This is a genomic window from Paenibacillus sp. RC334 (assembly GCF_030034735.1).
GTDB lineage: Bacteria > Bacillota > Bacilli > Paenibacillales > Paenibacillaceae > Paenibacillus > Paenibacillus terrae_A.
In genome coordinates, this window is record NZ_CP125370.1 from 945516 (window position 1) to 969531 (window position 24016).

Sequence of the window (24016 nt, forward strand, 5' to 3'; positions counted from 1 at the left end):
AAAACTTAATTATGGAAAAGGGGTTCTTATCATGGCAATTAACTTATCCAAAGGTCAAAAGATTGATTTGACGAAAACAAATCCGGGCTTGTCCAAAATCACGGTTGGTTTGGGTTGGGACACGAACAAATACGACGGCGGCAAGGATTTTGACTTGGACGTATCCGTATTTTTGGCTAATGCAGAAGGTAAAGTAGAATCGGATAAGAACTTCGTCTTTTTCAATAACCCACAAAATGAGAACGGTTCTGTCGTTCATACTGGGGATAACCGTACGGGTGATGGTGACGGAGATGACGAGCAAATTAAAATTGATTTGGGTAGCGTGCCAGCTAACGTAGAAAAGATCGCTTTTACGATTACAATCTATGAAGCACAAGAACGCAGCCAAAACTTTGGACAAGTGTCCCGTGCTTATGCTCGTATTGTAAATGAAGCGAACAATGAGGAATTGATCCGCTTTGATCTGGGAGAAGATTTCTCGATCGAAACGGGCGTTGTTGTAGGCGAATTGTATCGTCATAGTGGTGAGTGGAAGTTTAATGCCATTGGTAGTGGCTACCAGGATGGTCTTGCAGGGTTGACTCGCGATTATGGTTTGGCGTAACTAAAATCTGTACAAAGAAAGCAGGTATGCGGTATGACCATTAGTCTTTCCAAAGGACAACGCATTGATCTGACCAAAACCAATCCTGGCTTGACCCGTGTTGTCGTAGGTCTTGGATGGGATACGAATAAATACAGCGGTGGCGCTGACTTTGACCTGGATGCTTCGGCTTTCCTGCTTTATGAAGACGGCAAAGCAAAAGCTGCTGATGATTTTGTATTTTACAACAATCCAACTGGCGGAGCAGGATCAGTGACCCATACAGGCGATAACCGCACAGGTGAAGGGGATGGGGATGACGAGCAAATCATCGTTGATTTTTCGAAGATTCCTGCGAACATCCACCGTATCGGGATCACGGTTACCATTTATGATTACGAGGCACGTGCGCAAAACTTTGGTCAAGTGTCCAATGCTTTCGTACGTGTGGTAGACGCAGCGACGGATCGTGAAGTGCTGCGCTACGATTTGGGAGAGGATTTCTCAACCGAAACGGCCGTGGTATTCTGTGAATTTTACCGTCAGAATGCGGACTGGAAATTCCAGGCGATCGGCAGTGGCTTTGCTGGTGGATTGGGTGCGCTTGCTAAAAACTATGGCTTGGACGCTCAATAATATCCACTTGGGGTGGTGTCCATAGGGCGCTACCCTTTTTTTAAGCCATTGAATTGGCGTGCGCTGACACATGACAAACGGACAGAAAGGTGACACAATCATGGCTGTTATCGTAGTAAAGGGACAGAAGGCGGATTTGACGAAAACGAATCCGGGTCTGACCCAGGTCAACGTAGGGATCGGCTGGGAGTCCCCAGCGGCTCTGGAACTGGATACTTCGGCATTTTTGTTAGGCTCTGGAGGAAAAGTGTCAAGCGATGAGGATTTAATTTTTTATAACAATCCGACCACGCCCTTTATCACATATTCAGACGGACAACAGTCCGGTGACAAAAAGCAATTTGCCCTTGATCTGACGCGAATTCCTGCAAACATCGAGAAGATTGCGTTCACGCTGACGATTTATGATGCGGATCAGAAACGGCAAAATTTTGGACAGGTTCAAGGCGGGTTCATTCGTTTTGCTCATCCGGTTAGCGGAGAGGTTTTGCGGTTTAATTTGGACAGCGGATTTACAGTGGAAACGGCCATTGTCATTGGTGAACTGTATCGTCATAACGGGGAATGGAAATTCAACGCGATTGGCGCAGGTTTTTCCGGTGGATTGGATGCGTTGTGCGTTAATTTTGGGATTGAAGTGGAAAATAATCCGGCTCCGCCGCCAGTGCCTACACCACCTCCAACTCCTCAGCCAGTACCAACACCGCCGCCAGCACCTCCTGCTCCGAAGCCAGAGCCATCTGCAACACCGGTGAATCTGAATCTGCGCAAAATTGAGCTGAAGAAGAAGGGCGACACCATCAACCTGAAAAAAGGCTCAGGTGGATTGGGAGAAATCCTGATCAATCTGAACTGGAATCAGGTGCAGCAGAGCAAGGGCTTTTTCAGTCGTGGCTCCAAGGGTGTCGATCTGGATCTGGGCTGCTTGTATGAGATGAAGGACGGGGACAAAGGTGTTGTTCAGGCGCTGGGTGAAGCTTTCGGCTCGCTGAATCGCTTTCCATACATTGCTTTGGACGGCGACGACCGTACTGGTTCTGTGAAAACAGGGGAAAATCTCCGCATCAACGGTGCTAAAATTTCTGAAATCAAGCGAATTTTGGTGTTTACCTTCATCTATGAAGGGGTCACGAACTGGTCACAGGCGGACGGGGTAGTCACGTTGTACCAGAAGGACGGACCGGACATTGTCGTTCACCTGAATGAACATGACAACCGCAAGGGGATGTGTGCGATTGCCATGCTCCAAAACGTGAACGATGAGACGTTCAGCATTGAAAGACTCGTGCAGTTCTATGGCGGTCATCGTGAGTTGGATCGTGCACATAACTGGGGCATGCGCTGGTCGCAGGGTAGCAAATAAACTGAATTATCGGAGGCACTCTTTTCATGTTGAATGATTTATTTAAAAATATCAGCGAGAACTACGGCCATTTCTTTTCATGGAGTGATGTTGTAGCTACGCTTTCTGACCCGGTGAGTTGGGGGATTATTGGAACTCTCATTTTGCTGGAAGGTCTTTTGTCGGCGGATAACGCCTTGGTTCTCGCAGTTATGGTTAAGCATTTACCGAAGGAGCAACAGAAGAGAGCCTTATTTTACGGGATTTTGGGTGCGTATATATTCAGGTTCCTCGCGATCGGCTTGGGTACATTCCTGATTAAGTTCACGCTGATTAAGGTGCTGGGTGCGGCTTATCTGCTCTATATCGCTTATAAGGGCTTATTCAAGTCCGAAAGTGACGGAGAAGTGAAAAACAAACCTACTTCTTTCTGGAAAACCGTATTAATGGTCGAGCTGATGGATATTGCCTTCAGTATTGACAGTGTCATTGCCGCTTTTGGTGTAAGCGAACAGGTATGGGTTCTGTTCCTGGGTGGTATTATCGGCGTTCTGATGATGCGCGGTGTTGCACAAGTGTTCCTCAAGCTCATTGATAAATTTCCGGAACTGGAACAGACAGCCTTTATTTTGATCGCCATTATCGGGGGTAAAATGCTGGCTGCTGCTTTTGGCTTTCATATGTCGCAGGTTTTATTCTTTGGCATTTTGATTGCCGTCTTTGTAGGCACCATGTTTATTAGCTCGGCGAAAAGAAAGAAAAAGGCCGACGAAGAGGCTTAATGTACAAAGTATAGCGAAATCCCTCCTGAACTTAAGGGGGGATTTCTTTTATACCCGAGGCACAGGGCTTCAGTCAGGCAAGAAAGAGCAAGAGGAGGAGAAGGCCCTGAAATATTTTAATGATTTGACCTCTGAGGAAGTAGAAGCGATCTTTTGTACGCCGCCGTCAGAATTTAATAACCGATCCCCCAAAAGTATATTGGCTTACGCGATAGGGGCGGCTTTGTACATGCCTGCGACCCGTTCGGAAGTAGCGGAAGAGATCAAGAATGGAAAACATGAAGGATTGACGACGGTCATGCTGGATTTGGAGGATGCCATTGGGGATCAGCAGGTCGGGCAGGCGGAACAGTCGCTGGCACAGCAGTTACTTCAACTATTTTCGTATGTACGGACAGGCGTGATGAGTGAACAGAGTTTACCGCTGCTGTTTGTACGTGTGCGATCTGTGGAACAGCTCGAACGGCTACTGAACGGGTTGGGAGAATCTCTGTCGCTACTGACGGGCTTTGTTTTGCCCAAGTTTTCTTCTGACAATGGACGAGCATATTTTGAACTCATTGCCGGATATAACCGGGGTAAGGCTGAACAGAGCATCCCCGTGTTGTACGGATTACCGATCCTCGAAAGCTCCAACATCATTTACCGGGAAACCCGCTGGAATGAGCTGCTGTCGATCAAAGATATTTTGGACGAGTATCAGGAATATGTGCTGAATGTACGAATTGGGGCAACTGATTTTTCCAGCCTGTTTGGCTTGAGACGTAGCCCGGATATTACAATCTATGAAATTGCCGTCATTCGGGATTGCATCGCTGATATTATTAACTTGTTTGGACGCGTAGATTCGGATTATGTCATTTCCGGTCCTGTGTGGGAATATTTCTCTCATCGGGAACGTGTATTTAAGCCTCAATTAAGAGTGTCGCCCTTTGAGGATGCATTTGGTAAGCAGGGACGCAATCTGCGGATGGACTTCATTTCAGATGCGGTGGACGGACTAATACGAGAGGTCATGATGGACAAGGAAAATGGCATCATCGGCAAAACGATCATCCATCCTTCCCATATTAAGCCGGTACAGGCCATGTACGCAGTGACACATGAAGAGTACATGGATGCCCTCGCGATTGTGGAGCGTAATGACGGTAGTCTGGGTGTATTCAAAAGCACCTATGCCAACAAAATGAATGAAATTAAGCCGCATTTAAATTGGGCTCATCGTATTATAAACAGATCAAAAGTATACGGGGTGTTACATGAACAACAACATTTTGTCAGTCTCTTACCCAACCACGAAAACACATCTGCTGCCTATCCTGGAGCAGTTCAGCGTTAAAATTATGGAAACACATAATCCATTCCGCCTTCCTGTAGACAAGCTGTTTGCGATGGCGGCGCGGGTGAACAAGAAGCGTTCGTTTTTGTTTGTCAGCAAGGTGCTGGGCAAGCATATTCCGGTGAGCCCTTACACCTCTCTGCTGAGTGGTGCGGCGCTGGCTATACTGCTGTACAAGGAGCTTGTCCCACAGGCGGGACAACAGATGGATGAGCTGATTGGAGAGGCTGTGAAGGGACTTCTGGATTCGGACTATGCCCAAGAAGCCTATCGTAAGCTGATGGACGAACGTTTGGCTTTTGCGGAGCCGATCAAGTTTGTTGGCTTTGCCGAGACGGCTACGGCGCTGGGACACGCCATGTATCAGGTGTTTGCGGACGGTGCTTCGTATATTCATACGACGCGCGAGGATATTCCGGGTCTTCAGCCGATCATTCGATTTGAAGAAGAACATTCGCATGCTGTTGATCATCGCTGCTATGCGCTGGATGAGCATGCATTTGCGGGAGACGGCCCCATTGTGCTGGTAGATGATGAAATTACGACGGGCAAAACGACCCTTAATATTATTCGGGATATTCAGGCACATTTTCCAAGAAAGCAATATGTGATTGCTTCGTTATTGGATTGGCGGACAGACAGCGATGAGCAGGCTTTCACCGATCTGGAGGCAGAGCTGGGCATTACGATTACGCCTTTAAGCTTGCTCAAAGGAAAGATTGAGGTACAGGGAGTGCCGATGCTGGATCACGCAGAATACGCTGGGCGAGCCGGGCATGCAGAACATGCTGCTACTAGCATAGCAGAGGATACGACAGACGCTTCTGGAATAATTGACCACTGTTTTGCAGAGGATGCGTCTGGTTTTGAACGGGTAGTACACAGCTCGATTTCAACGGACGGATATGCCAATCAGGCTCCTTATTTGAAATATACAGGTCGTTTCGGCCTGCAATCCGTCGATAATGTTGCGTTGGATGCGGAAATTACGTGTACTGCGGAACGATTGAAGAAGCTTCGCTCAGGGCAGCGCACGCTGGTGATGGGTACGGGGGAATTTATGTACATTCCGATGCGGATTGCTGCGGAGCTAGGCCCGAATGTGCATTATCAGTCGACAACGCGCAGCCCGGTTTACCCCCATCGTGAGGAAGGGTATGGCGTAGTTTGTGGTGTACCTTATCCCTCACCTGATGATGGGACGGTGCGCAATTTTATTTATAATGTAGATCCTGGTCAGTATGACGAGATCTTTGTATTGATCGAAAGGGAGTCGGACGCGCAGCGAATGCAGCCCATGCTGGATGCTTTGACCCGTCTTGGCTGCGACCAAGTGCATGTCGTTTATTTTAACCGATTAACTGGGCCGGAGAGTAAAGGAGAGCGGATATGAAGCAGACACTCATTAAGCAAATACAACAGAAGAACATTCATCCGCCCGAACCGTTGGGGAGCTATCCTGCATCGGATGTGACATTTTTATTGAAGGATTTGAGCCGTGTTACGTTGGAAAAAGGGACCGAGGATCGTGAAGAGGCGATTCAGTCGGGAGTCCATTATTCAGAAATGCTTCCGGTGGAATATGAGCCTACAGCGGAGTATATTGCACTGTTTCACGAAACGCTTGACCAATCGGCCGAAAAAGTCGCGTTAGCCGCAGCTTCTGTGGCTGAAATGATTGTGAGAAAAAGGGGCCTGAACACGGCGATTGTTTCGCTTGCCAGAGCAGGAACTCCCATCGGTATCTTGATCAAGCGGTATATTGACTGGAAGTATGGCGTTTCCCTGCCGCATTACAGCATTTCCATTATTCGCGGCAAAGGCATTGACCGGAATGCTATTTTGTATATTTTACAGCAGCATGGGCTGGATATTGAGCTCCAGTTTGTCGATGGCTGGACGGGAAAAGGTGCGATTCGGCAGGTGCTGATTGAGGCTTGCCGTGAGATGAACGCAGATTACGGATTGCGCCTGAATGATGATCTGGCGGTGCTGGCCGATCCGGGTAGCTGCTCGGATACCTTCGGTACACGGGAAGATTATTTGATCCCGAGCGCTTGTCTGAATTCGACCGTATCGGGTTTGATGAGCCGGACGGTATTGCGCGACGATCTGATAGGACCGGACGATTTCCATGGGGCCAAATTTTATGAATCCTGGCGGTCGGTCGACCAGTCCAATACGTTTGTGGATACGGTTTCCGGTTACTTTCAAGACGTGGCTGAAACTGCCGTTGCGTATGCTGAACAGATGACATTGAATCCACCTGTGGTGACGTGGCAGGGCTTACGGGATATCGAGGCGATTCAAGAGGCTTTTGGTATTCGGGATATCAATCTGGTCAAGCCCGGTGTGGGGGAGACGACCCGTGTGCTGCTGCGCAGGGTGCCATGGAAAATCCTGATTGACCGTGAAGATAATCCGAATCTTCGGCATATTATACTGCTGGCAAAGGACCGGGGAGTGCCTGTCGAGGTGTTTGAAGGTCTGACCTATTCCTGCTGCGGGATCATCAAGCCGCTCAAGGGAGGACAAGAATGATCTACGCAAGCGATCTGGATCAGACGCTAATTTACTCCAAACGCTCGCTTGGCGTGCCGTTGGAGTCGCCTGGGCTGCTGCCTGCGGAACACATTGAAGGGGAAACAGCGGCGTTTATTTCAGCACAGGCCCTCCAACTGCTGAAGACGCTGCCGCCAGACGTGATGTTTATACCTGTGACGACTCGCACGATGGCACAGTATGGACGGATCATGGTGTTTCAAACGGAGCTGGTTCCGGCGTATGCCGTGACCAGTAATGGCGGTAACATCATCGTCGGAGGCGAGGTGGATCGGGAGTGGAATCGTCGCATTCACGAGCAGGTACGTCGAGATGGTGCTAATGCGGAAGAAGCACGTCATGTATTCGGACAGGTGCTGCATGAGGATTGGGTTAGGAGTGAGCGTTTCTGCGACGAGTTATTTTACGCATTCGTTATAGAACGAGATCGGATGCCGCTGGAACAGGTGCTGGAGAAGGCGCGAACCATGCGTGAAATGGGCTGGGAGGTATCCATTCAAGGGCGTAAGGTGTATCTGGTGCCTGCGGCCGTGAATAAACAGGCAGCCGTGGAGCATATCCGTAACCTCACGGATGGGGGGCCTATCATTGCGTCCGGCGATTCTTTGCTGGACCGTTGTCTGCTGGACTATGCCGACTATGCAATTGCTCCACGTCATGGCGAACTGTACCGGGAACAGCTGCGGGATGAGCTGGAGGTCAATTACCGTTTTACGGATGTGTCGGGTGTATATGCTGCGGACGAGATTATGGCCTATGTCCATGAAATACAGTTCATTTCAAGACAGAAAGGGGGCAAGGCTCTGTGAAGAAGCTCAAGGTGTATTTTAACCGCTGGTTTTCGGTGGCGTATCATTATATGAATGCGATTCGTAACAATGAGGACGGTATTCCGTTCGAAATCTATGCGACGCACTCGGACCCGCAGCATATGGCATTACAGGCCAGTGATGTGGCTGAGGTGGAGCCGCGCACAAGTGGCGTGGAGTATGCACGTTATTGTGCGGATTTTTGCCAGCGTCACGGAATTGATGTATTTATTCCACGGTGGAATATGCTCGATATTAGCAAGAATCTTCATCTGTTCGACGAAATTGGAACGAAGGTCATCGTATGCCGGGATACCGAACTGCTGGAACAGTTGATGGAAAAGGATTTATTTTACGAATCCATTCGCCAAAAGGATATTGTCACGATTCCCGATTATGCCATTGCCAGCAATGCAGAGCAGTTTAAACAGGCTTATGAGACGTTAACGGCACGCGAGCATAAGGTATGCTTCAAGCCATGTAATGCAGAGGGCGGAATGGGTTTTCGCATCATTGACAACGAGCGTAATCCACTGGAGGAGCTGTTCGGACATGCGCTGAACCATATCTCGTTCGAAGAGGCATATCGTGTATTGTCATCGACAGAGTCGTTCCCCAACCTGATGGTGATGGAGCTGCTGGAGGGCTATGAATACAGTATTGATTGCCTGGCTGACCGAAACGGAAAGCTGCTGGCAGCAGTTCCGCGCAGGAAGGCGGGAGGGCGATTACGGTTGCTGGAGCACCATACCGAGCTGCTGGATGTGGCGCATAAGGTCGCTGATGCATATCACATTCCGTACAATTATAACATTCAGGTAAAATATAACGGCGAGCGTCCCAAACTGCTGGAAATCAATCCGCGGATGTCTGGTGGACTACATGTGTCATGCTTGTCCGGCATCAATTTTCCTTATCTGGCGGTGAAATCGGCTTTGGGTAACGAGGTCGGTCCGCTTCATCCGCAATACGACATTTTAGCCAGTCACATCGAGCAGCCGATCACCATACGTAAATCCTTACATTGACATATGTAGAGTGTGTTTTCTACAATATGGTAAGGGTTTACGTCAGGAGGTACAAGCTATGACGTCAAAAATGTGGGGAACCACGATTGCCGTGGCCAGCTATCTGATTGCGCTTTTGCTAAGTTTTTGGTTACCGTTGTTTGTGTGTTTGGCGATTCCGGTCATTTGCTTAGGGGGATACAACGCCATTATGGCTATCCGCCATCCCCGTCCCAATCTGACGGGTTCCGTTATTCCGGTAGTACAGGAACAAGCTGTTGAGACACAGCAAATTGAAAGGGAAGCCTCGGAACCAACGGAGCCAGTGACTGAGAAACCACGCTTATCAGAACAGGTGAGCAGCGAATTTGCTCAGGTCATGGAGTATCTGGAGGTATTGGAGGATATGGTAATCTCCGAGGGGCAAAAGGATGCGCTCGATAACGAGATCGTCGAGAAGGCATTGGCTCTGTTCGCACGTTTACAGCGGGTGATTCCGCTTTTGCATGAATTAAATAACAGCGAAGTAAACCACACCGTTCGGAGGCTGATTTTGAAGGACCTGAATGGACTGATTAATCCGTTTCTCCGGCTCAGCGGTGATGCCAAGCGAACCAACCGGAGAACGTTATTAAACGGCTTGCGGGATGTGGATAGCAAAATATCGGTGATTGTATCCACGGTGGAGCACAAGGATCTGCTTGAATTACAAACCAAAGCCGAGCTGATTCACCAGCGTTATAGCAGTTTCGAATTGTAGGCTATTTAAGAAACAGCAGCATAGCTGCTCTGAACAATAACTATTAGCCGTTGGTTAACAGTTATTGTGTAGAATAGGAGGTAGCGTTATGGCGACCCCATGGGCTGAATTGAAAAAGAAGACGAACAAAAGGTGACCGAGGAGGCTTCACTGCTCATTCAGAAGGTGTCACAGAGCGATGTCATGAGTCTGGATACCTTAATGGACGACATCGGGAAGCTGGGGGGTTAAAACGCAGGAGCGTGCGGGACAGACTCTTAAAATGCTGGATCGCCCGGTGAACGACCTCATGTCCGGCGACCGGGCCGAAGTATCGAACATGATCTTAAAGCTGCGGGATGAATGCGAAACGCTCCAGCAGAGCAAAAATGTGAGCTTTTTCGGCAAGCTTCTACGGAAAAGCCCGCTGAAGAACTACATTTACAAATATCAGTCCGTCAAAACAAACATCGAGCAAATCATTACAGCCTTGAGAGACGGTAAGGACAATCTGGAAGAAAATATCGTCAGCATGAGGCAGTTGAAAAAGGCTTCCATTGAGGAAATCTACAATTTGCAGACGAAGATCGCCTTTGGCAATCGGTTGAAGGAGCTGTTCGAGACTGAGATTGCCAAGCCGGAGAATGAAACGCGGAAGCCTCATCTGGAACGGGGATTGCGCAAGGTGGTTACTCGCACGCAGTCGATGACCGAAATGATTTTGCTCTACAATCAAGCGATTGCGGCAACGGATATTATTAATGATAATAATGATAAACTGATTGATTCTGTGAATAATGCCATTGATAAAACGTCGAATTTGATCACTGTATCGGCTATGATTGCGATGGCGCTGGCGGATCAGGACAAAATCATTTCAGCCGTGGATGCCACGAATCGTACGATTGAGAATCAATTCAAGGAAAATGCCAAGCTTCTCAAAACGACGACCGAGAGAACGACCGATCTGCTTAGCAAGCCTTCGATGTCACTGGAGTCTGTGAATCAGGCGATTGGGGATTTGGTATCTGCTTTGGATCTGTCCGAAAAATCCAACCGTCAAATTATTGAAAGCTGCCATGATTATACGAGCAAAATGACGGCAATCAACGCCAACCTCAGCCAACGTCTAGGTATAGAAGGGAAGGAACAGCCCAAGAGTTTGAAGGATAAAGATTCTTCCGAAGGACTAAGCTCGTTTCTGAACTGATTTTACAAATGTAAAATAATAGACCTAACCTATTGAAAAGACGCCAGGGCGATCCTGAAAGGCGTCTTTTTTGGTTTGGGGGCAGCTAATAAAGGACATGATAATCATACATAGCAATCTCGTGCATAAACTCTTAAAAAGTGAAATGACAAAGGAGAGAACGAGCGTATGATGTCCTTTATTTTGGGGTGTGTGATTGTCTATCTGCTTGTAGCTGCCAGTAGTGAAAAAGCTGATTCTATCGTGGAATTAAATGATGCTGTGAAATAAATTTTTTTATTGAAAATCATGCATTTTCTGATAGGATAGAGTTAAATATTGGAATCCCAAAGGAGAATGCATGCTGGAATTTTCATTTGAAATCATCGACGAATCGAAAATCAACATTGTGTATCAGTATGGGAGCAGCAGCTTTAATTTCAATTTGTTTTTTAATTACGGTGTATGGACGCTGCATCCTTTTGACGGAATTCTGTTGCAAAACAAGGAAATGTGCCGTCTGATCGTGGCGGACCTGTTTAAGAACAAGGATTTTCATGTCATGCTGGTACGGGAAAATATTTTGTTGTCAGCCTTGCGTACCTCTATTGACCTCAATCTAGAAACCCGGGGAGAGCGATACCAAGAGCAGGAGCCAGATGAGCTGTCTGAATTCGCCGAGGCACACAGCTTTGAAGAGGTGCTGCATATGGAGCAGGATTCCATCCACAAGCGTATCGAATTTTTCCAGAACATCATTCAAAAAATGTATATGGAAGGATTCGGCCCGGAAGACAGCGATTTTAACAAGGTACAAGCTATGATCCGAATTTACAAAGATGCGCATGACCAGCTTGGAGATTTGAGCGACTTTCCCCTGAGAGGCGACGAACGCCGCAGATGGTAGATTAGACGGACTAAGGCAAACATCATAGAGGAGCGTGGGGAATATGAGCGGTATTTCTTTGCTTAAAAAGAATGCGCAACTGGTACTGACTAAAAAGAATCTAACGAATGTGACTGCGAGAGTTGGATTGGTGCTCGATATTTCAGGATCTATGAGAAGTTTGTACAAAAATGGAACCGTTCAAAAGGTGTTGGAGCGAATTGTCGCGGTAGCGAGTTCTTTGGATGATGATGGTGTGCTGGACGTATGGGTGTATGATCACCGTTTTTCGCGTTTGCCGTCCGTTACCGAAAATGACGTTGATAACTATGTTGAAAGACACATTTTGTCCAATGATTATTTGCCCAAGTTCGGTCGTAATGATGAGCCGCCTGTAATGCGGGATGTCATCGCCAAATACACCAAGGAAGAGCCTTTTGCTGATCCGGCTTTTGTTATTTTTATTAATGATGGCGGTGTGAAACGTGGAAAAGGAGACAACATCGACAACGCGGTAATTGATTCGTCAGGAGAACCGATTTTCTGGCAATTTATCGGTGTGGGTGAGTCCGATTTTGGCGTATTAAAAAAGCTCGACAACATAGAAGGTCGTGTGGTAGATAACGCTAACTTCTTTCAAATCCAAGATGTCGAATCCATGGAAGACAATGAATTGTACGAACTACTACTAAACGAGTTCCCGTTATGGCTGGAAGAAGCGAAAGACAAGCATATTTATTAAGCTTAGTAGGCCTTGTAATGTGAGATTTCTACAAAGCTTGAGTTGAAAAATAGATATTAAAAAAAGAGAGTCCCACGATTAAAATGAACTGTGACCCGAAAGATGGACACTTTGAAAAAAAGTGACCTCTCTCGGGTCTCTTTGCGTTTATAATCGGTATACACGAAAGGTTGGGGATACAAAATGGGGAACCGTTGGTCTACCGGTGAGCAAAGGTTTAGTGAAAGTCAGATCCGCCAGATGGAGGATAATACTAACGTATTGCATATTACAGAGCGTTCTATTGCTTACCAACCCACATTCAAGTTGGCAGCTCTAAAGGCCTATCAGGAGGGGAAAACTCCTGCGGAAATCTTCAGGGAGGCAGGATTCAACTTAGATATGATCGGACGGGAGAATCCGAATAGATGCTTAAAACGTTGGAGAAGAACCTTTGCTTCTCAAGGTGAAGCAGGTCTTCTGGAAGAGCAACGAGGAAAAGGCAGCACGGGAAGGCCCGCAGCAGAACAGTCGATGGAGAAGAAGCTTGCACAAGCTGAGGCACGGATAAAGCTCCTGGAAGCGGAGAACGACTTCCTAAAAAAGCTCGAGGCGCTCGAGAGACAAGCCCAGCAGAACCAACGCTGACACCCTCTGAGCGCTTCGAACTCATCCATCGTACCATCCGTAAGCATCAACTTGAGAAGATGACTCATCATCTTTGTAAAATGGCGAATGTCAGTAAAAGCGGGTACTACCGGTGGTTAGCCGCTGAACAAGCACGACAGCTGAGAGAAGAAGCAGACGAACAGGATCTGTTACTCATCAGGGAACATTTTGAAAAACGTAATGGGAAAGTGGGAGCACTTGTTTTAAAAATGTGCTTGGAGCATAAGAGTGGCGTCATCATGAACCATAAGAAAATTCGCCGTATCATGCGTAAATACGGGTTGGTGGCCAAGATACGCCAGGCCAATCCGTACCGTAAGCTTGTAAAGGCCACACAAGAGCACCAGACACTCCCTAATCACCTTAAGCGTCAGTTTGACCAGGGCGAGCCGGAGAAAGTCTTTCTCACAGACATCACATACCTGCACTATGGTCAGGGGCAATGTGCGTATTTGTCCTGTGTAAAGGACGGTGCAAGCAAACAGATTCTTGCTCATTATGTATCCTCGTCCTTAGAAATGACGATCGTAGATCGAACCTTGGACAGGTTGATTCAACGACTGGATGGCAACATTCACCCCGAAGCCACCATCCATTCTGACCAAGGTTTTCACTACACGAATCCGAGGTTCCAAGCTCGAGTTAAAGAGATAGGCTTCCAGCAGTCCATGTCGCGAAAGAGTAACTGCTGGGACAATGCCTCCATGGAGTCTTTCTTCGGTCATATGAAGGATGAACTCGAGTATAGGGACAGCGTTACTCTCCAGGAATTACGGGCACGCATTAATGAATACATGGATTACTACAACACCGATCGGTATCAATGGACATTAAAAAAGATGACTCCTGATGAATACAGGAACCATCTATTAACAGCATAATCTAACTCTTTTCTTTTATGTGTCCACAAATAGGGTCACAGTTCAAAACTCCGCGGAACTCTCTTTTTTTGTATTGTCTAGGGGCAGGCCAAGTTTAACCACTTGGCTTACCCCTCTTTCCACCCCTACACCCTTCTAAAACGTATAGAAGCTCTACGGCGGTTGCCAGCGGAGCGGGCAGAATTGTTCTGAAGAAGCGAAGCGTTCGTCTTTATTCCCGGATTTCACCCTTTACAGGCTCTTATTCAAAAGAAATCCGGGAATAACAGCGATCGGAAGAACAATCTGCACGCGCAGCGCCTACCAACCGTAAGAAAGCTTCTCACACGCTTTAACCTATTCCCATTAAAACCAGCGAGCAAAGCACAAGCCCCGTACCGCATCCCGAGGTGTACACCTTGAGATGTCGGAACACAGACGTTTTCCAGGCAGTTAGAGACTCATCCGAACGCAAGCGTTCGTTTTCCTCCTGTAGTGCCTTGGATTGTCGGATGAACAGATGTCTGATGTCGGCGAATCCCCGCAGGAAGAGGGTGAGAAACCCGCTTTGCAGGACGTGGAAGATTGCGCCGATCACCAAGCCCAGCAAGCCCAACAGGAATAGCAGATTCGCGGTAGCCATATTTTCACGGCCATCCAGAAGATGGGGTGAGGCGTACAGATAGCCAAAGGTACCGATGATCAGGGCCGTTATCCCGAAACGAAAAAACATTATTTTTCGACCCGTTTGGCAAAACGAAGGTCCGGGTTCGAACGAGCGTCAAATACGATGCCTTGAACTTTAGGACTGATCAATGCCGTGTCCGCAGAGAACTGGATCGGGATAATTGGCAGATCCTCCATCAATACGTCCTCAGCCTGATGAAGCTGCTCGAAGCGTTTTGCCGGATCAAGCTCGAAGGTAGAAGATTCGATCAGCTTGTCATACTCCGGATTGCTCCAGTTGGTAAAGTTGTTCGAGTTTTTGGAAGTGTAGTGTCCCAATACGCCGAGCGGATCAAGGAAGTTTCCTTCCCAGCCCATGCGGGCGATCTGGAAGTTCTTTTGTTTAAAGGTATCAATGTACGTTTTCCATTCCTGATTTTCCAGCGTCACTTCAACACCCAGGTTCGTTTTCAGCATTTCCTGAATCGCTTCAGCTACTTTTTTATGCTTGTCCGAAGTGTTGTACTTGAAGGTGATCGGTGGCAGTTGGGCCAAACCTTCTTCTTTCAGACCTTCGGCCAGCAATTGTTTTGCTTTTGCAGCATCAAACTCATAGTATTTCTTCGGCGCTTCATCACGGAAGTCCTTACCGGATGGAGTTGTTGTTCCGTATGGTACGTATCCGTAAGCCGGAGTTTCGCCACCTTTGGTTACGTTGGTCGCCAGGATTTCACGGTCAATCGCGTAAGCAATGGCCTGTCTGATTTTTTTATTGTCAAAAGGCTTTTGTTTTACGTTAAAAGAATACGTGTACACACTGAAAGATGGATGCGACAAAAATTCCTTGTTGCTCTTCTCCTGATCCAGCGTGTCAACGGGAAGACCCAAAATCAGGTCCAGATCGCCTGTTTTGTACATTTGATAATAGGTTGTGGAGTCTTGAACCATTTTAAAGTTAATCGTTGCCATCGTAATGGCATCTTTGTTCCAGTATTGATCGTTTTTCGCCAATGTAATTTGCTCATTATGCTTCCATTCCTTGGCTACATACGCGCCGTTGCCGACAATGGTGTTGGCTTCTGCCGCCCATTTGTCGCTTTTCTCAACCACGGATTGGTTTACGGGCAGATACGCATGACCCACTGCGATCGTTGGGAAGAAGCTTAGCGGTGATTTCAGCTCGACCACAAGGGTTTTGTCGTCCTTGGCTGTAACGCCCACATCTTCGACTTTACCTTTGCCTGTGTTGTAGGCTTCGGCTCCCTTGATGTAGTACAGAGCGGAAGGATCGTAGGCAGCCGTTTTCGGATTCAGGACCCGTTTCCAGGAGTATTCAAAATCCTTTGCAGTAAGCGGATCGCCATTCGACCATTTCGCGCCGTCGCGGATGGTGAAGGTGTATGTTTTGCCGTCAGGAGTTACGTCTACTTTGCTGGCAGCGCCCTCTACGATTTTACCGGCTTTGTCATATGTATACAGACCTTCGTACAGGTTATCAATAACAAAGTAGGACGTTGTATCCGATGCAAAAGCAGGGTCCAGTGTATAAGGCTCGCCACCTGCCAGGTTGGCTGTAATTTCCTGTGGAACATCTGCTTGCGGCGCAGCGGCTGGATCATTGCTTGCTGCTTTGTCTGTATTGCCAGAGCATCCGGCCAAAGCCGTTACTGCCAACAGTAAAATGACAGTCATCCAATGCATTTTTTTCATCGTATAATTCCTCCAATAATTTTGTTAGTTATGCAAAATGTAATTTCAAAAGATAAGGTGCACTGTACCGGGATTTATTCATCCTCCTTTCCGACAGGTATGCCGCGTGTGCGCAGTTCCATAAAGGTACTGCCGTTGGTTCTGCTGTTGGGCGAGAAATTGCGGATCATGGTAGACATCCCTCCTTGTTCCATTTGTACACCTCTGTTATTAATGCTGTGAACGCGGGTCAAGCGCATCCTGGAGCCCGTCTCCGAGCGTGTTGAACGCCAGCATGGTGAGCGAGATCATCAGTCCGGGGAAGAACAGGCGCCACCATTGTCCGCTTAAAATGACCCCGAGTGAATCGTTAGCCATTGTCCCCCAACTGGCGGAAGGAGATTGAATCCCCAGACCGAGAAAGCTCAGGAACGATTCAGCAAAAATAGCCGAGGGGATGGTGAACGTCAGATTCACGATAATGATAGCCGCTGCATTCGGCAGCAAATGCCTGAAAATAATGCGCGAATGGGAGGTCCCCAGGCTGCGGGCGGCTAATACATATTCCTGCTGCTTGAGCTGTAAAATTTGCCCCCGAACGACACGAGCCATACCCACCCATCCAGTGATGGATAGGGCAATAATCATCGTGAGCAGTCCCGGTTTCATAATGACAAGCAACAAAATGATGACCAGCAAATAAGGAATGCTGTACAAAATCTCAATAATACGCATCAGGCTGCTGTCAATCCGGTCGCCCGTTTTGCCACGTCCCGCACAATATCCGGCTATACAGCCGACGAGAATGCCAAGCACCAAATCAATGGCGGCAGCGGCAAAGCCGATCATCAGCGAGATTCTCGCCCCGGCCCAGGTCCGTGCCCATACGTCTCTTCCCAGATCATCCGTACCAAACCAATGCTCTCCCGAAGGAGGAAGGTTCGTCTTTAATAGGGATTGGTCACTGGGTGCATAAGGAACCATGGAAGGCCCGGCAATTGCCAGCGCGATAATAATGATAAGTAAGGAAAGCCCCAGTAGAGAGAGCTTGTTGTTAAAAAGTCTGCGAAGCCGATCCCGCCATAGTGATTCTTTGGGTCTGGACAATATGGGGGCGGGTAGCTGGCTGCGGTCAACGGGACTGAACAGGCTGTCCCTTTCGACAGTGGGTGCTGCTTTCATGTTAATCTCCTTTGCTGACTAATTTGATTCGCGGATCGACAAGACGATAGGAAATATCAATTAAAAATAAGGTGACGACCAGAATGGCACTGTAAAAAATGGTTGTGCCCATAATGACCGGATAGTCCCGGTTAAATATACTGTCTACAAAGTATTTACCGATGCCGGGAATGGCGAATATTTTTTCCACAACAAAGGTACCTGTAATGACGGAAGCGAACAGGGGTCCGATGAAGGACAGCACGGGAATTAACGCGTTGCGTAATCCGTGACGGATGACTACGGCCCAAGAGGACAGCCCTTTCGCCTTGGCGGTGCGTATGTATTCCTGATGCATCACTTCAAGCATGCTTGTCCGCATGAAGCGGGCGATGACGGCGAGAGGTGAAACGGCCAGAGCCAGCGATGGAAGCACCGTGTGCTGCCAGGTTCCCCATGAGGCGACCGGGAGCAGATGCCATTTGACGGCGACATATTTGATTAAAAGCGGTGCCCAAATGAAGCTGGGCACGGAAATACCGACAATGGCAATAAACATCGAAATATAATCCAATGGTCGATTATGATGTAAAGCAGCCAGCGTTCCAAGCGCAATACCCGCAATAATCGCAACTACGATGGATTGAATGCCGAGCAATGCGGAAGGTGGGAAACCTCTGGCAATGAGCATGTTTACGTCCGTCGTTTTCGATTGAATAGATGGGCCCATATCCAGCACCAGCAAATTTTTCAGATACAACACATACTGTACGGCAAGCGGCTTGTCCAGATTGTATCTGGCACGCATGTTTTGCAGCACTGCTTCCGGAATCGTTTTAGAATCGTTCGAGAATGGGTCCCCCGGAATGATGTGCATGATGATAAACGTTAAAGTGACGATAATCCACAATGTAACGAGCATCGTAAAAAGACGTTTTAAAATGTACATGGGGCTTTATTTCTCCTGTCTATCAAGCTGATTTACATACTATTGCTGCTAAATTTATGAAATAAATAAAAGTATATAAGAATACTAGGAAATGATAAAACGGTTTTGGCAACGTGTCAAGGTAAGGTTTTACATTATAGAACATTGGTCAAATTTTCGTCACAGGTTTTCCATTTTTATAAGGCCAAGATTCCGCTCCTTCCTCTCGACGAGTATCCTGTGGTATGTTATGATGATACTCTGATAACGTGTTAACGAACTAAAGCGTTTGCCGCCTGTCCTTTGGATAGGGAGGTTACCATTGCTGGAGGGAATAAAATGAAAAAAACAGCCATGTTCACAATGATGATTGGATTGATTATGATCGTTTTGGCCGGATGTTCCGGTGGTAAGGATAACAGCAAGCTGATTATCGGAATTGATGATAAATTTGCACCGATGGGTTTTAGAGATGAAAATAACGAGCTAACCGGCTTTGATATTGATTATGCCAAAGCGGCTGCGGAGCAAATGGGCAAGCAAGTGGAATTCCAGCCCATTGACTGGTCTGCCAAAGAATCCGAGCTGAACAGCGGCCGTATTGATCTGATTTGGAATGGTTATACGATTACGGATGAGCGTAAGGAAAAGGTGCTGTTTACGAAGCCGTATCTGAAAAATAGTCAGGTGATCGCGCTCCCGGCCAAATCCAACCTCTCGAAGCTGGACGATCTGGCGGGCAAAAACGTAGGTCTTCAAACGTTGTCCTCGGCAGCCGATGCACTGGATGCGAACCCGATCAAGAGTAAGCTGAAACAGGTGTCTGAGTATCCCGATAATGTGCTTGCGTTGACCGATCTGAAAACCGGACGTCTGGATGCGGTTGTCATTGACGAAGTGGTAGCCAAATACTATATGTCCAAAGAGCCAGGAACGTATAAACTGCTTGGCGAATCGCTTGCCCCTGAGGAATACGGCATCGGCGTGAAAAAAGGAAACGACGAGTTGCTGACGCAGTTACAATCCGCTCTGGATGAGCTGCACAAGAACGGCAAAGCCGCTGAAATTTCGAAAAAGTGGTTTGGTGAAGATAAGGTACTGAATTAATACGTAGCGTATTGAACTAAGGGTTTAGGAGTCGAAGGTTATGAGTATGGATTATATTTTACGAATTATGAAGCCTATGCTCGAAGGGGCGCAGATGACCGTTATTTTATTTTTCATCACGCTCATCTTGTCCATTCCGCTGGGATTTATCGTTACGTTGCTGGCGAAAAGCCGGATTAAGCCGATTGCCTGGCTGATGCATACGTACATTTATGTCATACGGGGCACACCGCTTCTGCTGCAATTGCTGTTCTTCTGCTTTGGTCTGCCGATGCTGCCTGTGATCGGGGAGTATCTGGTGCTGGACCGGACAACGGCTGCGTTGCTGGCATTTGTGCTGAATTATGCGGCTTATTTTGCTGAAATTTTTAGAGGCGGGATGTTGTCGATTGATAAAGGGCAATTTGAAGCTTCACAAGTGCTGGGCCTGAGCAAGTCGCAGACGCTGATTAGAGTCATTGTGCCGCAAATGGTACGGATTGCTTTGCCTGCGGTCACGAATGAGGCGACAACACTGGTGAAAGATACGGCGCTGCTATATGCGGTAGCTGTACCGGAACTGCTGCATTTTGCGAATACGGCTGTGAACCGTGATTTTACGATTGTGCCTTATTTTGTAGCGGCTATGATCTATTTGTTGTTGGCTTTGGTGCTGACGCTATTCTTTAGGGCGCTGGAAAAACGTTTTAAATTCGAGTAAAAGGAATGTCGGGATATGAACACTAACGCAATAGAAGTAACCGATTTGAAAAAATCCTTCGGTAAGCTCGACGTTCTGAAAAGAGTGAGCTTTAACGTCAAGGCGGGTGAGGTCGTTGCGGTCATCGGTCCTTCTGGCTCGGGGAAAAGCACCATGCTTCGCAGTCTGGTTCATCTGGAAGATGTGACGGGCGGGACGATCCGCATTCATGATAAAGCATTGGTGGAAAATGGTCAGTACGCCCCGGCAGGCGACATTAAGGGCATTACCACCGGGATGGGCATGGTGTTCCAGCATTTTAATCTGTTCCCTCACTTGACGGTACAGGATAATCTGGAGCTGGCACCAAAGCTGGTGAAAAAAACGAGCAAGGCCGAGCTGCGCCGTCAAAGCGCTGAATTGCTGGCTAAAGTCGGCTTGGCGGATAAAGCGGATGCGTATCCGTCCCGACTGTCGGGCGGACAGAAGCAGCGTGTGGCGATTGCCCGGGCAATGATGATGAACCCCGATATTTTACTGTTCGACGAGCCGACTTCGGCCCTAGATCCCGAGCTGACGGGCGAGGTGCTGCGAGTCATTAAAAAGCTGGCTGAGGAGCATATGACGATGGTCATCGTGACCCATGAGATGAACTTTGCGAGAGATGTGGCGGATCGTGTCATTTTTATGGATAATGGCGAAATTGCGGAATCCGGTACACCAGAGCAGATTTTTGGTAATCCGCAGCTAGAGCGGACCAAGGTGTTTTTGAATCGGGTGGGGGATTAAAAATATAGTTGTTCTCAGGAGAGGCGCTGCGCTGACCGACCACCTGTGCAGGCAACCTATTTTTAAGCAGGTGGTATAGGCACGTATCAGGTCGTTAAGTCGACCCCGCCATGGTCAAGGAACGACTGGCCCAATATCGAGCGGCAGAAGCGAAGTAAAGGGATTTGCATACAAAGCAAAGCACTTCAAGGCAAAAGATTACTTTTGCCGTTTGAAGTGCTTTTTTCTGAACTCATATACCGGGAGCAATTAGAAAACTGGATTTAATTATTTTGGTTTTTTACTCCCCACTCACATAACCCTTCCAAAGTAGGTAATAGTGTTTCCGCTTTATCTGTGAGACGGTACTCGACTTTAGGGGGAACTTGGGGATACTCTTTCCGATTCACCATACCATCCGCTTCCAATTCTTTAAGCTGTGAACTCAATGTTTTATAAGTAATAGCTCCTATCTGTCTTTTCAGATCATTAAAGCGAACCGGTTGGTTTTCTGCTAGGAGGTAAATAATAACCATCTTCCATTTCCCACCAATAACTGACAATGTATAACCAAAAGGGGTATCTTTAATATTTTTAACTTTACCTTTATATTCAGCCATACTCATATTTACACTATCCTTTCCGGTAGTATCTATCCAAATAGTGCGTACTACTTTTTTATTTGCGTTCATTTTATACTAACATTACTTTGAAATAAAGGAGAGAAAAAAATGACTAATGCCATAACCTACAATCACGGTGTTGCATGGGAAGAAGCTTTTGGCGTCACCCAAGGCTACAGCGTCAACGGCACCATCTACATTTCGGGACAATTTTCCCACGATATGCAGGGCGCGTTCGTTGGCGAGGGCGATATCAAGGCACAGACCCGGCAGACACTAGAGAATCTCGATCACGTGCTGGCGGGATTTGGTGTCACGAGATCGAACATCGCTGAGGTCGAGGTCTATCTGACAAACCCGCAAGAGCATTTCGAGCAGTGCGTCGTTCTGTTGAAGGAGTATGTGGGAGACCATCGACCAGCCGCCACCCTCATCGGTGTGTCGGGTTTGGCGTTCCCTCACCAACTGGTTGAAATCCGCGCCGTCGCACACACTGACTAATTCGGCCACCGCGGTCGGCGCAGCACCGGGCGGTGGGCTTCGAGAAGGCGCGACCGCTATTGGTTAGAAGCGGAAGGGTCGTCGGATACTGAAATCCAGCACCATACGCTGGCGCAAAACTGCACTGCTCGCGGGGGAGTTTTACGCCAGAAAAACATTTAATTTAAAGAATCTGTCTGGAGAGATATCTATTTTAAATAAATAAACTCATAAACAGAATTACAATGGAATAAAGATCGGCTTAATCACAAAAATACACTCACGCACTTTATGTTTGCGAGGGTGTATTTTTATGTGGCAGCAAGTGCAACTATTCTGTTATACGCTTCCTCGTTGTACGTTTTCCTCTTTATGTGTTTTTAATGAAACCATCCATTAAATGCTACGTTTATAACTGAGGACATTGTCAATCTTCATGGTTTATTACCATCAACAAATTACTTCTCCTCGCTAAATACTTCAATCATCGTTAAGGCTCCCGTTCGATACCCGTGGATGAATGCTGCTGCGGAGTGCAGGGAGGTTGACTCGTTTAATAAATCAAATATGACTTCCATTTGCTCAAAATCGACTTCTGATAATTTATTTTTCAGCATCTCCATATGTTCACTAATTTTTTGATTCACTTTTTGAGACTCAGGATTGGTAGACTTTATTTGTTCACTGGGATGCCAATTCCCATCTTAACTGTGTTGTGGTACTTACCGTCGACAGAATTTTGTTCTTTTTTTAATATGCCTTCGATCTCAAACCCCAGTTACCAATGGCAACTTCTTTAGTTTTACGATTAAATGAATATCTAAGAAATCCGACATAAAGATAGATTCGCATATTGCTCGAATTAATTAAAAGCAGCGAAGACCTTCTTCCAACGTTACGAACCCGATTACTCTTCAACGGGTTCTATAAAATTCAAAGAAAGCTAAACATAATAGAGTTAAAGCTTTAATTTGCTAGGTTTTTATGTAAGCGCTATCATTCTATAATTTACTCAGAAAGGAGGTAAAAGTAAAAAAAACGGGATATGGCACGGATAAGTGATGTGCTGCAAAGAGAATCAACCAACAAGCAGGTGTATGGGACAAACACAAAAATTTTAGGAGGTAAAGTATGTTTAAGTTTAGTAAGAAAATGATGACAGTAGTTCTTGCAGCTTCTATGAGTTTTGGATTTTTTGCAGCAACCTCAAATGCAGCGACAGATTATTGGCAAAATTGGACCGATGGCGGCGGGACGGTCAATGCTGTTAATGGATCAGGCGGTAATTACAGCGTGACATGGCAAAATACCGGGAATTTTGTTGTCGGCAAAGGCTGGACTACCGGATCACCAAACAGGACGATTAACTACAATGCTGGCGTCTGGGCGCCGTCTGGCAATGGGTATTTGACTCTCTACGGGTGGACGAGAAACGCACTCATCGAATATTACGTCGTTGATAGCTGGGGGACTTATCGACCTACCGGAACGTATAAAGGTACGGTGACCAGTGATGGGGGCACATATGACATCTACACAACAATGCGATACAACGCACCTTCCATTGACGGCACACAAACGTTTGCTCAGTACTGGAGTGTTCGACAGTCGAAGAGAGCGACCGGGGGCAACTCCGCGATCACTTTCAGTAACCACGTGAACGCATGGGCGAGCAAAGGAATGAATCTGGGAAGTAGCTGGTCTTACCAGGTGTTGGCGACAGAGGGGTATCAGAGTAGCGGGAGCTCTAACGTAACGGTGTGGTAACCAATCAACTGCAAGCTGTTC

Annotated in this window: 24 protein-coding genes and 1 pseudogene; 19 read left to right on the top strand and 6 right to left on the bottom strand. The window is 47.2% G+C overall.

The genetic code is table 11. From position 1 onward, the window contains the following. Window positions 1-31 precede the first annotated feature (31 nt). The 14 genes and pseudogenes from QMK20_RS04565 to QMK20_RS04630 all read left to right on the top strand — a co-directional run bounded on the left by QMK20_RS04565 (window position 32) and on the right by QMK20_RS04630 (window position 14148). Window positions 32-607 carry a TerD family protein gene (locus QMK20_RS04565; protein ID WP_044646587.1) on the top strand — a complete coding sequence of 192 codons (576 nt, stop codon included), beginning with the start codon at window positions 32-34 and terminating at the stop codon, window positions 605-607. Window positions 608-640: 33 nt separating this feature from the next. Continuing rightward, window positions 641-1222 carry a TerD family protein gene (locus QMK20_RS04570; protein ID WP_023987194.1) on the top strand — a complete coding sequence of 194 codons (582 nt, stop codon included), beginning with the start codon at window positions 641-643 and terminating at the stop codon, window positions 1220-1222. Window positions 1223-1322: 100 nt separating this feature from the next. Beyond that, window positions 1323-2585 (top strand): TerD family protein, encoded by a 1263-nt coding sequence (locus QMK20_RS04575; RefSeq protein WP_283654773.1) that lies wholly within the window; start codon window positions 1323-1325, stop codon window positions 2583-2585. 26 nt (window positions 2586-2611) lie between these two features. Next, window positions 2612-3346 carry a TerC family protein gene (locus QMK20_RS04580; RefSeq protein WP_283654774.1) on the top strand — a complete coding sequence of 245 codons (735 nt, stop codon included), beginning with the start codon at window positions 2612-2614 and terminating at the stop codon, window positions 3344-3346. A 124-nt stretch (window positions 3347-3470) separates the two neighbouring features. Next, window positions 3471-4685 (top strand): HpcH/HpaI aldolase/citrate lyase family protein, encoded by a 1215-nt coding sequence (locus QMK20_RS04585; protein ID WP_283654775.1) that lies wholly within the window; start codon window positions 3471-3473, stop codon window positions 4683-4685. Between the two features lie 52 nt (window positions 4686-4737). Further along, entirely contained in the window at window positions 4738-6078 is a 1341-nt protein-coding gene (locus QMK20_RS04590) for a phosphoribosyltransferase family protein (RefSeq protein ID WP_283656203.1), read from the top strand. After that, the gene (locus QMK20_RS04595; protein WP_283654776.1) at window positions 6075-7226 is read left to right on the top strand and encodes a cysteine protease StiP family protein; all 1152 of its coding nucleotides are present in this window, start codon (window positions 6075-6077) and stop codon (window positions 7224-7226) included. Before QMK20_RS04590 ends, QMK20_RS04595 begins: the two co-directional genes overlap by 4 nt. Continuing rightward, a complete protein-coding gene (locus tag QMK20_RS04600; protein WP_283654777.1) occupies window positions 7223-8056 on the top strand; it encodes an HAD family hydrolase in 834 nt (277 codons plus the stop codon). The genes QMK20_RS04595 and QMK20_RS04600 overlap by 4 nt, the downstream gene beginning before the upstream one ends. Next, window positions 8053-9084 (top strand): ATP-grasp domain-containing protein, encoded by a 1032-nt coding sequence (locus QMK20_RS04605; protein WP_283654778.1) that lies wholly within the window; start codon window positions 8053-8055, stop codon window positions 9082-9084. The genes QMK20_RS04600 and QMK20_RS04605 overlap by 4 nt, the downstream gene beginning before the upstream one ends. A gap of 58 nt (window positions 9085-9142) precedes the next feature. Continuing rightward, window positions 9143-9823 (top strand): hypothetical protein, encoded by a 681-nt coding sequence (locus QMK20_RS04610; protein ID WP_283654779.1) that lies wholly within the window; start codon window positions 9143-9145, stop codon window positions 9821-9823. 88 nt (window positions 9824-9911) lie between these two features. Then, a pseudogene (locus QMK20_RS04615) lies at window positions 9912-11012 on the top strand (toxic anion resistance protein). Between the two features lie 340 nt (window positions 11013-11352). After that, on the top strand, window positions 11353-11898 hold the full coding sequence (locus QMK20_RS04620; RefSeq protein ID WP_283654781.1) for a hypothetical protein: 546 nt from the start codon (window positions 11353-11355) through the stop codon (window positions 11896-11898). A 43-nt stretch (window positions 11899-11941) separates the two neighbouring features. Next, complete coding sequence (locus QMK20_RS04625) at window positions 11942-12619, top strand: vWA domain-containing protein (RefSeq protein WP_283654782.1); 678 nt, start codon at window positions 11942-11944, stop codon at window positions 12617-12619. A 183-nt stretch (window positions 12620-12802) separates the two neighbouring features. Beyond that, window positions 12803-14148 (top strand): IS3 family transposase gene (locus QMK20_RS04630; protein ID WP_283654001.1). Its coding sequence is split into 2 segments (ribosomal slippage): window positions 12803-13187 and window positions 13187-14148, totalling 1347 coding nucleotides; the frame shifts between segments, so codons are not numbered across the junction. A gap of 331 nt (window positions 14149-14479) precedes the next feature. Here the strand turns inward: QMK20_RS04630 and QMK20_RS04635 are convergent. From QMK20_RS04635 to QMK20_RS04650, 4 genes are all read right to left on the bottom strand, one after another. Beyond that, window positions 14480-14860 carry a DUF3899 domain-containing protein gene (locus tag QMK20_RS04635; RefSeq protein WP_283654783.1) on the bottom strand — a complete coding sequence of 127 codons (381 nt, stop codon included), beginning with the start codon at window positions 14858-14860 and terminating at the stop codon, window positions 14480-14482. Next, entirely contained in the window at window positions 14860-16503 is a 1644-nt protein-coding gene (locus QMK20_RS04640) for a peptide ABC transporter substrate-binding protein (RefSeq protein WP_283654784.1), read from the bottom strand. Before QMK20_RS04640 ends, QMK20_RS04635 begins: the two co-directional genes overlap by 1 nt. Before the next feature lie 210 nt (window positions 16504-16713). Then, window positions 16714-17664 (bottom strand): ABC transporter permease, encoded by a 951-nt coding sequence (locus tag QMK20_RS04645; RefSeq protein ID WP_283654785.1) that lies wholly within the window; start codon window positions 17662-17664, stop codon window positions 16714-16716. 1 nt (window position 17665) lies between these two features. Further along, complete coding sequence (locus QMK20_RS04650; RefSeq protein WP_283654786.1) at window positions 17666-18592, bottom strand: ABC transporter permease; 927 nt, start codon at window positions 18590-18592, stop codon at window positions 17666-17668. A 318-nt stretch (window positions 18593-18910) separates the two neighbouring features. On the opposite strand from QMK20_RS04650, the gene QMK20_RS04655 reads away from it, so the two are divergent. Genes QMK20_RS04655 through QMK20_RS04665 form a run of 3 tightly spaced genes read left to right on the top strand, consistent with a single transcriptional unit; the run spans window position 18911 to window position 21146 of the window. Next, complete coding sequence (locus QMK20_RS04655; protein ID WP_283654787.1) at window positions 18911-19678, top strand: amino acid ABC transporter substrate-binding protein; 768 nt, start codon at window positions 18911-18913, stop codon at window positions 19676-19678. A 40-nt stretch (window positions 19679-19718) separates the two neighbouring features. Next, the gene (locus tag QMK20_RS04660) at window positions 19719-20378 is read left to right on the top strand and encodes an amino acid ABC transporter permease (protein WP_283654788.1); all 660 of its coding nucleotides are present in this window, start codon (window positions 19719-19721) and stop codon (window positions 20376-20378) included. A gap of 15 nt (window positions 20379-20393) precedes the next feature. Continuing rightward, window positions 20394-21146 (top strand): amino acid ABC transporter ATP-binding protein, encoded by a 753-nt coding sequence (locus QMK20_RS04665; protein WP_014280026.1) that lies wholly within the window; start codon window positions 20394-20396, stop codon window positions 21144-21146. A gap of 263 nt (window positions 21147-21409) precedes the next feature. Here QMK20_RS04665 and QMK20_RS04670 read toward each other — a convergent pair whose 3' ends face one another. Then, entirely contained in the window at window positions 21410-21751 is a 342-nt protein-coding gene (locus QMK20_RS04670) for a winged helix-turn-helix transcriptional regulator (protein ID WP_283654789.1), read from the bottom strand. 105 nt (window positions 21752-21856) lie between these two features. Here QMK20_RS04670 and QMK20_RS04675 point away from each other — a divergent pair, with 105 nt between their 5' ends. Further along, window positions 21857-22249: a RidA family protein gene (locus tag QMK20_RS04675; protein ID WP_283654790.1), complete on the top strand. Its 393-nt coding sequence runs from the start codon at window positions 21857-21859 to the stop codon at window positions 22247-22249. 437 nt (window positions 22250-22686) lie between these two features. Here QMK20_RS04675 and QMK20_RS04680 read toward each other — a convergent pair whose 3' ends face one another. Next, window positions 22687-22875 (bottom strand): DUF6809 family protein, encoded by a 189-nt coding sequence (locus QMK20_RS04680; RefSeq protein WP_283654791.1) that lies wholly within the window; start codon window positions 22873-22875, stop codon window positions 22687-22689. Between the two features lie 484 nt (window positions 22876-23359). On the opposite strand from QMK20_RS04680, the gene QMK20_RS04685 reads away from it, so the two are divergent. Further along, entirely contained in the window at window positions 23360-23995 is a 636-nt protein-coding gene (locus QMK20_RS04685) for a glycoside hydrolase family 11 protein (RefSeq protein WP_283654792.1), read from the top strand. Window positions 23996-24016: the final 21 nt, after the last annotated feature.

What these genes read in the sequence shown, in the direction of transcription:
- QMK20_RS04590 (WP_283656203.1), top strand. Translation starts at nt 4,738, where the DNA reads ATGGCGGCGCGGGTGAACAAGAAGCGTTCGTTTTTGTTTGTCAGCAAG.
- QMK20_RS04620 (WP_283654781.1), top strand. Translation starts at nt 11,353, where the DNA reads ATGCTGGAATTTTCATTTGAAATCATCGACGAATCGAAAATCAACATT.
- QMK20_RS04660 (WP_283654788.1), top strand. Translation starts at nt 19,719, where the DNA reads ATGAGTATGGATTATATTTTACGAATTATGAAGCCTATGCTCGAAGGG.
- QMK20_RS04650 (WP_283654786.1), bottom strand. Translation starts at nt 18,592, where the DNA reads ATGTACATTTTAAAACGTCTTTTTACGATGCTCGTTACATTGTGGATT.
- QMK20_RS04665 (WP_014280026.1), top strand. Translation starts at nt 20,394, where the DNA reads ATGAACACTAACGCAATAGAAGTAACCGATTTGAAAAAATCCTTCGGT.
- QMK20_RS04565 (WP_044646587.1), top strand. Translation starts at nt 32, where the DNA reads ATGGCAATTAACTTATCCAAAGGTCAAAAGATTGATTTGACGAAAACA.
- QMK20_RS04595 (WP_283654776.1), top strand. Translation starts at nt 6,075, where the DNA reads ATGAAGCAGACACTCATTAAGCAAATACAACAGAAGAACATTCATCCG.
- QMK20_RS04640 (WP_283654784.1), bottom strand. Translation starts at nt 16,503, where the DNA reads ATGAAAAAAATGCATTGGATGACTGTCATTTTACTGTTGGCAGTAACG.
- QMK20_RS04570 (WP_023987194.1), top strand. Translation starts at nt 641, where the DNA reads ATGACCATTAGTCTTTCCAAAGGACAACGCATTGATCTGACCAAAACC.
- QMK20_RS04610 (WP_283654779.1), top strand. Translation starts at nt 9,143, where the DNA reads ATGACGTCAAAAATGTGGGGAACCACGATTGCCGTGGCCAGCTATCTG.
- QMK20_RS04675 (WP_283654790.1), top strand. Translation starts at nt 21,857, where the DNA reads ATGACTAATGCCATAACCTACAATCACGGTGTTGCATGGGAAGAAGCT.
- QMK20_RS04645 (WP_283654785.1), bottom strand. Translation starts at nt 17,664, where the DNA reads ATGAAAGCAGCACCCACTGTCGAAAGGGACAGCCTGTTCAGTCCCGTT.
- QMK20_RS04635 (WP_283654783.1), bottom strand. Translation starts at nt 14,860, where the DNA reads ATGTTTTTTCGTTTCGGGATAACGGCCCTGATCATCGGTACCTTTGGC.
- QMK20_RS04625 (WP_283654782.1), top strand. Translation starts at nt 11,942, where the DNA reads ATGAGCGGTATTTCTTTGCTTAAAAAGAATGCGCAACTGGTACTGACT.
- QMK20_RS04580 (WP_283654774.1), top strand. Translation starts at nt 2,612, where the DNA reads ATGTTGAATGATTTATTTAAAAATATCAGCGAGAACTACGGCCATTTC.
- QMK20_RS04685 (WP_283654792.1), top strand. Translation starts at nt 23,360, where the DNA reads ATGTTTAAGTTTAGTAAGAAAATGATGACAGTAGTTCTTGCAGCTTCT.
- QMK20_RS04655 (WP_283654787.1), top strand. Translation starts at nt 18,911, where the DNA reads ATGAAAAAAACAGCCATGTTCACAATGATGATTGGATTGATTATGATC.
- QMK20_RS04575 (WP_283654773.1), top strand. Translation starts at nt 1,323, where the DNA reads ATGGCTGTTATCGTAGTAAAGGGACAGAAGGCGGATTTGACGAAAACG.
- QMK20_RS04600 (WP_283654777.1), top strand. Translation starts at nt 7,223, where the DNA reads ATGATCTACGCAAGCGATCTGGATCAGACGCTAATTTACTCCAAACGC.
- QMK20_RS04670 (WP_283654789.1), bottom strand. Translation starts at nt 21,751, where the DNA reads ATGAGTATGGCTGAATATAAAGGTAAAGTTAAAAATATTAAAGATACC.